Here is a 13,957-nt window from a genome sequence, read left to right as displayed (position 1 = left end):
ATGGAAGACGGCGGGCTGCAGTTGTACGATATAAGGTAAACGTTAACGGACATGCCAAAAATGATTCCTTTCTGACGATGCAAAGGGGACTCGAAAGAGTCCTCTTTTTTTTTCGTCTTCTATACAATGGGGAGGAAGGTGTGAAAAACGGGCTTGATAAATCGCGGCGGTCATAGTATTATCGGATTACGAAAATGATTCCTAATCCATTGTGCAATCGCAAAGGAGGGAGCGCTATGCCGCTTGCCGATGTATTATATAAAAAGGATTTAACTCGCGACGATTTAATTTACCTGCTCAGCCTGACCGACGCCGACGAGATGCAGGCCTTGTACGACCGTGCCTATGAGGTCAAGGCGGCCAACGTCGGCCGCGTCGTCTATTATCGCGGTCTCATTGAATTTTCCAACCGCTGCATCAAGAACTGCCTGTACTGCGGCATCCGTCGGGACAACGACGAGGTGGAGCGGTTTGACACCGAACGGGAAGATATCCTGGCGATGGCGAAATGGGCTTATGACAACCAGTACGGTTCTCTGACGCTTCAGTCGGGCGAACGGCAGGATGAGGCGTTTATCGACTACATCGAAGGGCTGGTGCGGGACATCAAGGCCCTGAGCCATGGCGAGCTGGGCATTACACTCTGCGTCGGCGAGCAGGACGAGGCAGCCTACCGCCGCTGGTTTGAAGCCGGCGCGCACCGCTATCTGCTGCGCATCGAGACGAGCAATCCTGAGCTGTACGCCAAGCTCCATCCGCAGGACGGCCATCATCAATGGCAGGTCCGCAAGAACTGCCTTGACGCGCTGCGGGCTATTGGCTATCAGGTCGGCACCGGCGACATGAGCGGCCTGCCCGGCCAGACCATAGAAGATTTGGCCGACGACATCTTGTTTTACCGCGACATGGATATCGACATGATCGGCATGGGTCCCTACGTCGTCCATCACAATACGCCTCTTGGCAAGGCCGTCGTAGCCCAGGGGCTCGATTCAGCCGAGGGGAAACGCCGCCGTCTGGAGCTGGGCCTCAAGATGATCGCCGTGACGCGCCTGTTTTTGCCGGACGTCAACATCGCTTCGACGACGGCCCTGCAGGCCCTGCATCCCATGGGCCGCGAGCTGGGCCTTAAGGCCGGGGCCAACGTCCTCATGCCCATCGTGACGGTGCCGAAGTTCCGCTCTCAATATTTGCTGTACGACAACAAGCCATGTGTCGAAGACACGCCGGGCCAATGCAAGAACTGCCTGGCCGCCCGCGTCGCGTCTGTCGGCGATACCGTAGGGCTCGGCCAGTGGGGCGATTCGCCGCATTTTTTCCATAAGCAAAAGACGTAGGCATGCTAATTTCACATACAGTTGCCAAAGCGCCTTTTCGTAGGTCATAATAGAAGTATAGCTTACGATGAAAGGCGGGATTTCTATGCAGTTGACAGAAGAGCAGCGAGATATACAGAGGATGGTGCGCAACTATGCGCAGGAAAAGATCGCGCCCTTGGCGAAGGAAATCGACGAGACGGGGCGGTTCCCGGCCGAGGCGATTCAGGGATTGGCCGACATGGGCATTATGGGGCTGAACATTCCCGAAGAATACGGCGGAGCCGGCATGGATGAAATCTGCAAGGTCGTCGCTATTGAAGAAGTGGCGAAATGCTGCGCCAGTACGGCGGAGATCTTGGCCGTTCACCTGCTGGTCAATGATATTATCGTCAAGCGCGGCACGGAAGAACAGAAGCGGGAGTTCTTGCCGGCTGCGGCCGAAGGGTGTTTGGGAGCCTTTGCCCTAACCGAAGCCGGAGCCGGTACAGATGCCGGCGGGCTGACGACTAAGGCAGTCTATGCAGACGGACACTATGTATTAAACGGCACGAAGTGCTTTATCAGCAATATGGGGCCTCATGAAGGGCATCACGTCGTAGTCATCGCCGTGACGGACAAGGAAAAGGGGACTCGCGGCGGCATGACGGCCTTTTTGATGAAGCGGGACACGCCGGGATTTTCATTGGGCAAGACGGAAGATAAGATGGGGATCCGCGGTGCCGCTGTGTCGGAGCTGATTTTTACGGACTGCGCTGTGCCGGAATCGTGCGTGCTGGGTCGTGTCGGCGACGGATTTAAGGTCGCTATGAGCGGCCTCGACGGCGGGCGCATCGGCATTGCTGCTCAATCCCTGGGCGTGGCCGAAGCGGCCATGGCCGGCGCTGTTAAATACGCAAAGGAACGGGTTCAATTCGGCAAGCCCATTGCGGCCAAGCAGGGCCTGCAGTGGTATCTGGCCGACATGGCGACGCGTCTGGAAGCGGCTCGTCTCCTCGTATACAACGCCGCGTCGGAACGGATGGCCGGCGGCGATATCAGCCAGGCGGCGGCGATGGCGAAATATTATGCCTCTGAAGCGGCCTGCTACATCTGCGATTTGTCCTTGCAGATACACGGCGGCTACGGCTACATGAAGGACTACGACATCGAACGCCTGTACCGCGACGCCCGCATCCTGCGCATTTATGAAGGGACGAGCGAAGTGCAGAAAATGGTCATTGCCAGACACGTGCTGCAGTAAGGCGCGAATTTGATACTATATACCCTCTTTGCTGGATGTCACGGCAAAGAGGGTATTTTGTCATGTTGCTGGTATGACAAAATAGCCGCCTTCGGTGAAAGAGAAGGCGGCCTTTGTAGATTGAGCGCAAGTATACCTTGCCAACGGGCTGGCAGTCATAGTATTATCAAACTAATTCCATTTCGGGAACATATAGCATAGATATGTATATACAAGGGGGATTCAGATGAACAGAGCAGATGCGGCAGAACAAATCGTCGCCGATTTAAGAGAACTGGCGGCGCTTACGTCAGACGAAGGCGGTGCCCAGCGCCTGTCGTGGACGCCGGTGTGGCAGCAGGCGACGGAATGGTTTCGCTGTCATATGGAAGCGGCCGGAGCCGAAGTGTCAATGGATGCCGTCGGCAATATATGGGCGAAGTTTGCCGGTGAAAGTGAAGCGTCCGTCGTCGTAGGGAGCCATATTGACTCCGTACCGGACGGCGGCTGGCTGGACGGGGCCCTGGGTGTAGCGGCCGGCATGGGCTACGGCGCGTATTGCCTAGATGGAAAGAAGCCGAAGAAGACTTTGTATGTCGTCGGCTGGGTCGATGAGGAAGGTATGGCCTTCGGCAAGAGCTGCTTTGGGTCTGCCGTCGCCAGCGGTTCTATGACGGCCCAGTCGGCGGCGTCTCTGACAACGAAAGACGGGGAATCCTTCGCCGACGTGCTGCGAACGTGCGGATTGGACGGCGAGCGGATAGACGAGGCGAGGGCGGCCTTTGCAGCGCGGCAGGTCCAGGCCTATTTGGAACTGCACATCGAACAGGCGCCGCTGCTGGCGCAGAACAAGACGAGCGCTGCTTGCGTGTACGGCGTGTGCGGCTGCCACCGCGAGTACATTACGTTTACGGGACAGCAGAGCCATTGCGGTTCGCCTGTAGCGTTGCGGCGCGACGCCTTTTTAGCGGCTGCCGAAGCAACCGTTGATTTTAATAAAATAGCGTTGAAATACGGCGCGTACTGCACAGTCGGGCAAGTAGACGTCGCCCCCAATGTCGTGACCATTTCTCCCGGCCGCTGCCGCATTTCCCTGGATATCCGCTGCATCGACAAAGAAACGTTCCAGACGATGATAGACGAAGCCCGCGCCGCCTATGAAGGGCGGGCCAGGGAACACGGCGTAGCTGCAGCGCATGACGTCCTTTGGCACAAGGAGCCCGTATTGTTTGACGAAACGCTGAAAGAGCTGTGCCGTCGTGCCGTCCAGGAGGAAACGGGAAGGGACGCCATCATGTATTCCGCTCCGCTCCACGACGCCGTAGAAATGGTCAAGGCCGCGCCGTCCATCATGATGTTCGTCATGTCGGACCCGGGTATTTCCCACTGCAAGGAAGAAGACACGCCGGAACCGGCTTTAAAAGAAGGCATCCGGGCCTTCCTGCGGCTCATCGAAGCCGTATTGGGAAGGTGAAATTTTCTTGACGGAAATTATAGATGTTTGCTATAATAATTCCGTTATGGAAAGGTGTCCGAGTGGTTTAAGGAGCTAGTCTTGAAAACTAGTGATGCGGCAACGCACCGTGGGTTCGAATCCCACCCTTTCCGCCAAGAAAACAACAGGGCTCGCCGGTTTTCGGCGGGCCCTGTTAGTTTACTAGTTTGAGCTGTTTTTTGGACAAGGGGTTTAAAAAAGGGGTTTATTTCATGAAAGACAGGCGCAGGAAGGCGTATTGGCAGCTTCCCTATGGCATAAAATCTGTCTGTGAGCGATTTCGTCCTGTCATAGCTGCGCCGTATGCGTCATCCTTGTGATACATTGAGCAGGGCGAAGGCGGACCAAATGGCCGTGATGATGATGTACAGGATAATCTGCGTTTTCGTGTAGTTGCGGCGCTGGCGATACAAGAGATACAAGCCGAGGGGCCAGCAGATGATGAGGGCAGCCCACAACATCCATTTTTTGTCATACCATTTCGTTTCCATACGTATATCCTCCTAATTTTTTGTTTTATAGGCAATAAAGCCGGCTTTGCGCAGTCCGAGGCTGCGTGTTTCGTCTGGAAGAAGGGCTCAGCGCGGCCGGCGGGAATCTATTTTGCCCGGAGAGTTTAGGTACAGCATAGAATACTTTTTTATCGCTGTCAATAACGGGGCGCGCTTATTCGTGCTCTTGAAAGCAGCGGCGGCGAGGCTGCGGCAACGCTGGCAGAGGGGCGCAAAGCGTTGAATTTTCGGCAGGGAATTGACAGTTTTTTTTCGTAAAAATATAATAGGAATGGAATAGCTGGAAAGCTGCAGGCGGCGTGTCTGCGGCGAAACATATATCGTATGGAGAGAAGTAAGGAGGTTCGTTATGTCGAGATTCCATGAGGAAGAAATTACCTGTCCCCAGTGCGGCAAAACCAGCCGGTTTAAGGTATGGGACAGCGTGAATACACAGACCGATGAAGATATGAAGGCCGCCGTGCGGTCCTTGGAAGCGTTTACCATGCATTGTCCTCATTGCGGGTACGAGCACGTCGTCAGCTACAATTTCTTGTATCATGATATGGATGAAGCCGTCATGATCTATCATGCTGCCGACAAACAGGGAGAGGAAACGGCGCAGCAGGCTTTTAAGCAAGCTATGGCGGTGCTGCACGACGCGGCGCATTACGTTTGCCGCATCGTCCATTCCTTCGACGAAATGCTGGAAAAGCTCCGCATCGCCGACGCCGGTCTGGACGACCGCATTATCGCATTGCTGAAGCTGCTGGCAGAACGCCAGGTGGAAGCCCAGTATCCCGAGTTTCATACGACGGGCTGCTATTTCATCCGGGACGAAGAGGGGAAGTTTATTATCCACCTCATTGACGATGGCACTAACGAAGCGCTGAACGTCGATTACGAAGCCAGCTTTGCCGAATTGTACGAAACGCTGCGGAATGAATTCAGCAAGGAATTGGAAGAACAGTCGAAGGACGTGCCGGTTATCGACAAAGCCTGGGCCGTTTCATTTTTAGACGCTGTTATGAAATAAAGCGCTGCCAAGGGAGCAGCCATCGAAAAGCTCGCGGGCCATGTTCCTGCGGGCTTTTGCTGTAGCTGGCCCAGGCAGCTATGGGGGAGAGAAATGAGGGGGAATGGCCCTATTTACTTGCGAAGTGGTAAATATGTGTTATATAATTAAGGATATATGTAGGTTTTTAATTAGCTGATTGTTTTTACCAAAGAAAAGGGGCTGTGATATGTATCACATAAGTGTTTTGACGGGACGTCAGGACGAAGATGATTTTGGAGAGCGGTTGCGGGATATTGCCCGCGTCGAATATTGCCCGGAAGCCGACGAAGACGTCATGGCTGACCGGCTGGAAGACGCCGACGTGATTATCTGCAAATCGGAACGGATTTCCGGCTCGCTTTTGGACCGGCTCGACGACTTGAAACTCATCGTCATTTTATCGACGCGGTATGACAACGTCGATTTGGATGGGGCTGCCCGCAACGGCGTTCTCGTCGTCAATAACATGTCGTACTGCGTCGACGATATTGCCGACCATACGTGCGCTATGATATTGGCGCTGATTCGGCAGCTGCCGGAATACTTGACGGACATCAACGTCAACAGCCGCTGGGAATACGGCTCCGTGGCCTGGCCTATCCACCGCGTGAGCAGCAACCTCATCGGCCTCGTCGGCTTCGGCCATATCGGGCGGGCCGTCGCGTCGCGCATGCAGGCCTTCGGCTGCAGCATCCAGGCGTACGACCCGTTTGTCAGCGAAGACATCATGAACGCGCATCATGTCCGTCCTGTCGATATGGATCAGCTGCTGGAGACGAGCGACGTCGTATCGCTCCATATGCCGCTGAATGAAACGACGCGGTATATTTTCCAGGATGAACAGTTCGAGCAGATGAAGCAGGGGGCTATGTTCGTCAACTGCTGCCGCGGCGGCCTGGCCGACGAAGCGGCGCTGTACCATGCCGTCGACGACGGGCATATCCGCAGCGCGGCGCTGGACGTCTTGTCTATGGAGCATCCCAGTCCGATGCTGCTCAAAATGATCGCCCGGCCGGAATTCCTGCTGACGCCTAACGTCAGTTTCCATTCGGTCGAAGCCGATAAGCAGGTCCGCGACGACGCCGAGACATATATCCGCCGGTTCTTCGAAGGGCGGCGGGACGAACTGCCGATCGTCGTAAAAGATACATATTAACATCGTGCATACAAGCGGCGTATCGGCGCAAGGGCGCCGGCGCGCCGCAGGATAAACCGACATACGAAGGGGGCTTTATGTCTTGCGCATTTGGAAATTCGCCGCAATGGCATGTCTTTGCTGCGCCCTGTTAGGGGGCTGCGGCCCGTCTTCCGACACGAAGACGGCAGCCGAGTCCGCCGCGCCGGCAGCGCAGCAGGAACAAGTGGAAATGGCCGTTCCCGAAAAAGGGATTCCGGTCCTCATGTATCATATGATAGGCGACGTGCCTGATAACGACGCCGTCCTGTTGGAATCGCACTTCCGCGAGCAGATGCAGTTTTTAAAGGACAACGGGTTCCATCCCATTACGCTGCAGCAGCTCCATGAATACATGACGGAAGGGAAGGCCGTCCCTGTAAAACCTGTCGTGCTGACCTTTGACGACGGGTATCCCGACACGTATTCCATCGTCATGCCCATCATGAAGGAATTCGGATTTCCCTGCACCGTATTCATCCCGACGTATGACGCCGACCAGGGTACGCGCCTGACATGGCAGCAGATCCAGGAAATGAAAGACGCAGGCATTACTATTGCTTCGCACAGCTACCGTCACGAGCGCCTGACAGAGCTTTCAGCGGCAGCCGTCGAAGAAGACGTGCAAAAGAGCCAGGAAGAGCTGAAGCAGCGCCTGGGTATCGACAACGAATTTTTCTGCTATCCCTATGGCCGGGTCAATGAGGCCGTCGAAGACGTCATGAAAAAGCATGGCATCAAGCTGGCCGTCACCATGAATCCGGGATGGGCGAAGCGCGGCGACAATCCCTATGCCGTCAACCGCATCTGGATTGGCAATGCCGTCGATATAGGAAACTTTGAGCAGCGCGTTACGACAGAGCAGTACGAAGAACGATAACGCCGGGTCTATCTTTACATTTCTGAGGTAACTATGAAGAAACATTTCAAAGATATTTGCAAATTTTTAATAGTATTGCTGGTCTTTTTCGGCGTAACGTCGCCTGTCGTCGTACTGTTCGGCCCCTTTGACAACGTCAAGCGGACCGTCGTCGGCGCGATTTTAAAGAGCCGCCACCCCCAGTACATTACGTGGCTTTTTTCTCAGGAAGAAATCGATAAAATACTGGGCGGCATCAGCACGGCGCCGAAGCAGGAGCTGTTTAAATTTACGGCCCGCACCGATTCGTCCCTGAATTTAAAGCAGATTGAATCGAGCCGCTTCAAAGGCTTTTTGCTGGAAATCCCCGACCCGAAGCGCATCGAAGTAGCGACGGCGGAAAATATGGATGAAAAAGGCGACACGACGAGCGGCATCGCCAAGCGGCATGACGCCGTGGCGGCCATCAACGCCGGCGGCTTTTACGATGCCAACGGTACCGGCACGGGCCGCAGCCCGTATGGCTTTATCATTCATGACGGCCGGTTCCTTCTGGGGCAGAATTCCCTCGACGTGGAAGTGAACGAATTCGTCGGATTCAATAAAGAAGGAAATCTCATCGCCGGTACGTACAGCAAGGGCGAAATCATCGAAATGGGCGCGAAAGAAGGCATATCCTTCGGCCCGGCCCTCATCGTCAACGGCGAAAAGATGATTACCGACGGCGACGGCGGCTGGGGCGTCGGTCCCCGCACGGCTATCGGTCAGCGCAAGGACGGTACGGTGCTGTTCCTGGTCATCGACGGCCGCCAGCCCGGCTATTCTGTCGGCGCGACGCTGCGGGACCTGCAGAACATCCTCTATGAAGAAGGCGCGGTCATCGCGGCCAATTTGGACGGAGGCTCCAGCTCGACGCTGTACCTCAACGGCAATGTAGTGAACAAACCGGCGGACTTGCTGGGCGAACGCATGATTCCGACGGCATTTATCGTCAAATAGGAGGTATGTATGAACACGAAACGAGTTCTCTTAGCCTTCGTTGTCGGCATTGCCGTCCAGGCAGGCGTGTATTTGTATTTAGACAAGGTGCTCTTTGCGCCGGCCTCGGATTTCCAGATTGCCGGCACGAATCAGCAGGAAGCCTTGGGCTTCGGCGTAGAGCCGAACGGCCAGTCCTATTATTCCTTTGACAAGCGGTTTATGGCGACCATTGTCGACGACCAGGTGTTGATTTACGAAGCCGGCAAGAAGGGCGAGCCGCAGCGCATCAACCTGCACGGCAAGAAGGTGTCCTTCTTCGAATGGCTGCCGGACCGCAATCTGGCCATTTTCGCCACCTACGGCTACGATAACGAGACGGGCAATTATGAAGTCCACATCGCCCAGTACGACCCGGTATATCCCGAACGGGAGCTGGACACGCCTATCGAAGACGCGCCGGAAGACAGCAAGATCGTCGACGTAGCCTACTCGACGGCGACGAACGTCGTATACATGAAGCTGGAAGTGGCTCCCGAACGGTACCGCATTTACCGTACCGACGCCAACTACGACACGCGGCGCATCCACGTTCAGGCTGAAAACATCGGCCGCATCGCCGTATTCTACGACGAAGATATCTTCTTCTATGATAACCTGCGCACCGGCGTCGTCTACATGTTCGAAGGGGCGACGAGCAGCTGGCGGGAAATCTCGCCGGTCGGCAATTACCGCCTCGTCGGCATCGACGGCCAGGATATTTACGTCGCCGAGCTGAACCGCGACGACAAGGTCATTGCGGCGTACCGCGGCCGCCTGCGTCAGGGCTTCACGAAGATAGCGACATATAAAACGCCGGAAGACTTTTCCAAGCTGACCCTCAACAGCATGCTGGAAGCGTCGGATAAGATGGAAAGTTCCGGCGATACAAACAAGTAAGGTGATACGATGGCAAAGCATAAAATCCCCAAGAATCGGTCTCTCGAAGACATGTTCAAGGGCGTAAAAGAAGAAATAACCTTTGAAACGGCCGATTGGGACGACGAACCGGCGGCAAAGCCCCGCGTCGTTCAGAAACCGGCAAAAAAGCAGACGGCGGCGGATTTCCGCAAGCAGTTCTTCACGGACGACTTGCAGGAAAAGGTCGGCTCCCTGCTGTTGGAAATCAAGATGGCCTACTATAAAGACGGCGTCGGAGATATTTCCCTGGAAGTCGTCAAGGACGGCCGCAACGTCGTCATCAAGACGGGGCCGAAGACAAGTAAGAAGACTCGCTGAGTCTGTATTGGGGGACGCTGGGCGTTCCCCTTTTTTTCATGAAGCCGCCCGGCAGGAGGGACTATGGTTACGAGAGAAGACATGATGCGCCGCTATCCGAACTGCGGCGTCATCGAAGAAGAATTTGAAAACTCCAAATGGTTTTCCGTATTCATGCAGCTCGTCTTCACCTTGGTCGGCATGTATTTCTTCTGGCTCATGCTCGGTGAAGCGACGCTGGCGGCACGCCTGGACAACATCGCCGTCCTGCTGTTCTGCCTGTGGCGCATCCACAGACAGCGCGACGTCGTCTGCTTCGTCACCGACAAGGGCCTCATCGTGCGCCGCCAGTTCATGTCTCTCCGGGAATTTTGCGACGAGCAGATTCACGAAGAGCGCAGCTTCGTCTTTATCCCCTACAAGAATATCTTTCTCATCGCTGATAACTGGCAGGAAATCGAGCTGGGCAAGGCTGAAGAAGGGGGCATCGCCGTGCTGCCAGTCCACATGCAGTTCTTGTCCAGGAAAAACAAGCAGCGCATTATCGACCGCATCAAGGAATGGCAGGAGACGCACGACGACGAATCATAGGGCCAAAGAAGAGAAAGACGATCGTAAAAAAGAGATTTGAAGAGAATAAGAGCAAAACAAAGGGGATTCATGAAAAAATTCCATCATTTTGAATGATGAAAACTCTTTATTATTTTAACGAAATAAAGTAAAATAAGGACTGTATTTAGAACTGTGTAAGATATGAAGGGGAGATTCAAGATGATGTGGAAACGGTTGGCAGTCGTAGGGGCGGCTGCACTTGTAGCAATGAATATAGTCGGCTGCGGCAGCGAGGGGTCTAAGGATAGCGCCGCAGCGGAACGAAATAAAATCGTCATCGGGCTGGACGACAACTTCCCGCCCTTCGGCTTTCACGACGAAAAAGGCGAGCTCGTAGGCTTCGACATCGACATGGCGAAGGAAGCGGCGAAGCGCCTGGGCATGGAAGTCGAATTCAAGTCCGTCGATTGGGACAGCAAGGAAACGGAGCTGACGAGCAAGCGCATCGACGCTATCTGGAACGGCTTGTCCATCACGCCGGAACGGGAAAAGAACATCCTCTTCTCCCGGCCCTATCAGAACGGCCCGCAGATCCTGCTAGTCCGCGGCGATTCGCCCATTCAGGGCAAGGCCGATTTAGCCGGCAAGATCGTCGGAACCCAGCAGAGCAGCACAGGCCTCGAAGCGATCAACGCCGAACCGGAGCTGCGCGATTCCTTTAAGGAATTGAAGCAGTATTCGGACAACGTCACGTCCTTCATGGATTTGGAAGTCGGCCGCATCGACGCCGTAGTCGTAGCCTTGACGACGGCAGCGTACTTCAAGCAGCAGAACAACGCCGATTTCCGCATTATCGACGTAGGTTATCCCAGCATTCCCTGCGGCGTCGGCATGCGCAAGGACGATACGGAGCTGAAGGCAAAGCTGGACAAGGTATTGGAAGACATGCACAACGACGGCACGTCTAAGAAGATTTCGGAAAAATGGTTTGGCATGGACGTATCCATGTAGGAGGTATGGAAAATGGACGTAAAGAAATTAGCGGCAATAGGAATGCTGACCGCAGCGGCGGCGACGATGCTGGCCGGCTGCGGCGGCGAAGAAAAAGCGGCAGATAAGCTGCCCGATAAAATCGTCATCGGCCTCGACGATAATTTCCCGCCTATGGGATTCCGTGATGAAAACGGCGAACTCGTAGGCTTCGACATCGACTTGGCGAAAGAAGCAGGCAAGCGCATGGGCATTCCCGTCGAATTCAAGCCTATCGACTGGGACAGCAAGGAAGCGGCCTTAAAGAGCAAGCAGGTCGACATGCTCTGGAACGGCCTGACCATTACGGAAGACCGGGCCAAGCAGATCGCCTTCTCCAAGCCCTATCTGGACAACGCCCAGATCCTCGTCGTCCGTTCGGATTCGCCCATTGCTGACCGGGCGGGCTTGTCGGGCAAGATCATCGGCACCCAGGAAGGCAGCAGCTCCATCGACGCCTTGGAAAAACAGCCGGAATTTAAAAATTCCCTTCAGGAAGTCAAACGGTACGGCGATTTCGTCGCCGCCTTCATGGACTTGGAACTGGAACGCATCGACGGCATCCTCGTGGACAGCGTCGTAGGCCGCTACTACATGAGCAAGAAGCCGGGACAGTTCAAGGTCATCGACAACAAGATGGGCGACGAACAGTACGGCATCGGCCTGCGCCAGGAAGACAAGATGCTTCAGGATAAGCTCAACGAAACCTTGAAGCAGATGAGCGCCGACGGCACCATGACCAAGATTTCCCAGAAATGGTTCGGCGAAGACATTACGATCAAAGTAGAATAATCACGAAGGGCCCAGCAGGTGATAGCATGCAGAGGGCGAGGGGCGGCGGCTCCGCGCTTTCTGCGCCTATCACCTTATGTGCGTCTTTACGGCCCTTGTAAGCGAGGAGACACTATGGAGTACTTATTGAATATTGTCCCGGCCATTGCCGGCGGGTTGGAAATCACCCTGCAGATTTTTGTCATTACCATCGTACTGAGCCTGCCCCTTGGCATTCTCATGTCTATTGCCCGCATTTCGCGTATTATGCCCCTGCGGAAATTCATGGGCGCCTATATTTACGTCATGCGCGGCACGCCGCTCATGCTCCAGATCTTATTCATTTATTACGGCCTGCCCTTTATCATCGAAGGCCTGCGCCTGCCCGATTTCCCGGCGGCCATCATCGCCTTCGTATTCAACTACGCGGCGTACTTTGCGGAAATTTTCCGCGGCGGCATCCAGTCTATTGACAAGGGCCAGTACGAAGGGGCCAAGGTTCTCGGCATGACCTACGTCCAGACCATGCGGCGCATTATCCTGCCTCAGGTCGTCAAGCGCGTCCTGCCGCCGGTGGCTAACGAAACGATCAACCTCCTGAAGGATACGTCCCTGGTCTACATCCTGGCCATGAACGACATCCTGCGCATTACGCGCTCCATCGTACAGCGCGACTTCGACACGACGGCCTTCGTCGTCGCCGCCGTGTTCTACCTGTTCTTTACCTTTATTCTGACAAAGGTATTCACCTATCTGGAAAAACGCTACGCCGTGTACGACGAATAAAGGAGGAAACGACACGATGAGTTTTATTGAAATGGATCATATACGCAAGCAATTTGGCAATCTGGAGGTCTTGAAGGACGTGACGCTCCACGTCGACGAAGGCGAAGTCGTCTCGATCATCGGCCCGTCGGGCAGCGGCAAGAGTACCTTCCTGCGCTGCCTGTGCCAGCTCGAAACCATCGACGGCGGCACGATTACCGTCGACGGCGACGTCATGGTCAGCCAGCCCGAAGGCAGCCGCCGCTCCGTCTACGCTCCGCCGGCCCAGGTGCGGGCCATCTGCCGCCGCATGGGCATGTGCTTCCAGCACTTCAATCTCTTTCCCCATATGACCGTCCTCGACAACATCCTCGAAGCGCCGCGCATCGTCAAGGGCATGAAGACCGAAGACATCATGCCGACGGCGGAAGAGCTGCTGAAAAAGGTCGGCTTGTGGGAGAAACGGGACGAATACCCGTCGCGCCTGTCCGGCGGCCAGCAGCAGCGCGTAGCTATCGCCCGAGCCTTGGCCATGAATCCGGACATCATGCTGTTCGACGAACCGACGTCGGCCCTCGACCCGGAACTGACAGGCGAAGTCCTGCGGACCATCAAGCAGCTGGCCGACGAAGAAATGACCATGATCATCGTCACCCATGAAATGGCCTTCGCTAAAGAAGTAGCCGACCGGGTCATTTTCATGGCCGACGGCCTCATCCAGGAAGAAGGCACGCCCCAGCAAGTCTTCGAAAACCCGCAAAACGAACGAACCCAAAGCTTCCTGAAATCCATGCTGCGGTTCTGATAAAAACGAAACTAAAAACCGGCAAGTGCGAACGAGCATTTGCCGGTTTTTTTGCGATATATGCGGCGCAGTTTTCATCATGCTGACGACACTATATGTCGGTGGGGAAAAAATTTTACTTGATATGGTACATTTTTTATTGCGTACACCCCGATAAATATAGTAAAATCATGATATACAAGAATA

The 13,957-nt window shown here is 54.9% G+C and carries 15 protein-coding genes and 1 tRNA gene; 15 read left to right on the top strand and 1 reads right to left on the bottom strand.

Features of this window, described 5'->3' with window-relative positions; all coding sequences use genetic code 11:
• Positions 1 to 236 precede the first annotated feature (236 nt).
• The 4 genes from hydE to OCV58_RS01270 all read left to right on the top strand — a co-directional run bounded on the left by hydE (position 237) and on the right by OCV58_RS01270 (position 4,149).
• Complete coding sequence (gene hydE / locus OCV58_RS01285; protein WP_154876650.1) at positions 237 to 1,337, top strand: [FeFe] hydrogenase H-cluster radical SAM maturase HydE; 1,101 nt, start codon at positions 237 to 239, stop codon at positions 1,335 to 1,337.
• Positions 1,338 to 1,422: 85 nt separating this feature from the next.
• Entirely contained in the window at positions 1,423 to 2,559 is a 1,137-nt protein-coding gene (locus tag OCV58_RS01280; RefSeq protein WP_267312739.1) for an acyl-CoA dehydrogenase family protein, read from the top strand.
• Positions 2,560 to 2,785: 226 nt separating this feature from the next.
• Positions 2,786 to 4,012, top strand: a complete 1,227-nt coding sequence (locus tag OCV58_RS01275) for a Zn-dependent hydrolase (protein WP_154876649.1) — start codon at positions 2,786 to 2,788, stop codon at positions 4,010 to 4,012.
• A gap of 48 nt (positions 4,013 to 4,060) precedes the next feature.
• Positions 4,061 to 4,149 (top strand) — tRNA-Ser (locus OCV58_RS01270).
• Positions 4,150 to 4,341: 192 nt separating this feature from the next.
• On the opposite strand, the gene OCV58_RS01265 is transcribed toward OCV58_RS01270, so the two are convergent.
• The gene (locus tag OCV58_RS01265) at positions 4,342 to 4,524 is read right to left on the bottom strand and encodes a hypothetical protein (RefSeq protein ID WP_087477931.1); all 183 of its coding nucleotides are present in this window, start codon (positions 4,522 to 4,524) and stop codon (positions 4,342 to 4,344) included.
• Positions 4,525 to 4,894: 370 nt separating this feature from the next.
• Here OCV58_RS01265 and OCV58_RS01260 point away from each other — a divergent pair, with 370 nt between their 5' ends.
• From OCV58_RS01260 to OCV58_RS01210, 11 genes are all read left to right on the top strand, one after another.
• Positions 4,895 to 5,560, top strand: coding sequence for a CpXC domain-containing protein (locus OCV58_RS01260; RefSeq protein ID WP_154876648.1), 666 nt, complete (start codon positions 4,895 to 4,897; stop codon positions 5,558 to 5,560).
• Between the two features lie 208 nt (positions 5,561 to 5,768).
• Positions 5,769 to 6,737, top strand: coding sequence for a C-terminal binding protein (locus tag OCV58_RS01255; protein WP_087477933.1), 969 nt, complete (start codon positions 5,769 to 5,771; stop codon positions 6,735 to 6,737).
• Positions 6,738 to 6,819: 82 nt separating this feature from the next.
• Complete coding sequence (locus OCV58_RS01250) at positions 6,820 to 7,635, top strand: polysaccharide deacetylase family protein (protein WP_154876647.1); 816 nt, start codon at positions 6,820 to 6,822, stop codon at positions 7,633 to 7,635.
• 33 nt (positions 7,636 to 7,668) lie between these two features.
• On the top strand, positions 7,669 to 8,613 hold the full coding sequence (locus tag OCV58_RS01245; RefSeq protein WP_087477935.1) for a phosphodiester glycosidase family protein: 945 nt from the start codon (positions 7,669 to 7,671) through the stop codon (positions 8,611 to 8,613).
• Positions 8,614 to 8,622: 9 nt separating this feature from the next.
• Positions 8,623 to 9,531 (top strand): hypothetical protein, encoded by a 909-nt coding sequence (locus tag OCV58_RS01240; RefSeq protein WP_154876646.1) that lies wholly within the window; start codon positions 8,623 to 8,625, stop codon positions 9,529 to 9,531.
• A gap of 9 nt (positions 9,532 to 9,540) precedes the next feature.
• The gene (locus OCV58_RS01235; RefSeq protein ID WP_154876645.1) at positions 9,541 to 9,870 is read left to right on the top strand and encodes a hypothetical protein; all 330 of its coding nucleotides are present in this window, start codon (positions 9,541 to 9,543) and stop codon (positions 9,868 to 9,870) included.
• A 63-nt stretch (positions 9,871 to 9,933) separates the two neighbouring features.
• Positions 9,934 to 10,440: a hypothetical protein gene (locus OCV58_RS01230; protein WP_154876644.1), complete on the top strand. Its 507-nt coding sequence runs from the start codon at positions 9,934 to 9,936 to the stop codon at positions 10,438 to 10,440.
• A gap of 180 nt (positions 10,441 to 10,620) precedes the next feature.
• The gene (locus OCV58_RS01225; protein ID WP_087477939.1) at positions 10,621 to 11,412 is read left to right on the top strand and encodes an amino acid ABC transporter substrate-binding protein; all 792 of its coding nucleotides are present in this window, start codon (positions 10,621 to 10,623) and stop codon (positions 11,410 to 11,412) included.
• A 12-nt stretch (positions 11,413 to 11,424) separates the two neighbouring features.
• Entirely contained in the window at positions 11,425 to 12,222 is a 798-nt protein-coding gene (locus tag OCV58_RS01220) for an amino acid ABC transporter substrate-binding protein (protein ID WP_154876643.1), read from the top strand.
• A 114-nt stretch (positions 12,223 to 12,336) separates the two neighbouring features.
• Complete coding sequence (locus OCV58_RS01215; RefSeq protein WP_107195429.1) at positions 12,337 to 12,987, top strand: amino acid ABC transporter permease; 651 nt, start codon at positions 12,337 to 12,339, stop codon at positions 12,985 to 12,987.
• 16 nt (positions 12,988 to 13,003) lie between these two features.
• Positions 13,004 to 13,771 carry an amino acid ABC transporter ATP-binding protein gene (locus tag OCV58_RS01210; protein ID WP_087477942.1) on the top strand — a complete coding sequence of 256 codons (768 nt, stop codon included), beginning with the start codon at positions 13,004 to 13,006 and terminating at the stop codon, positions 13,769 to 13,771.
• The last annotated feature ends 186 nt before the right edge of the window (positions 13,772 to 13,957 follow it).

Source organism: Megasphaera stantonii (genome assembly GCF_025567065.1).
Lineage (GTDB): Bacteria > Bacillota > Negativicutes > Veillonellales > Megasphaeraceae > Megasphaera > Megasphaera stantonii.
The sequence above is the reverse complement of the archived record's forward strand: the minus strand, read 5'-3'. Positions and strand labels throughout refer to the sequence as shown.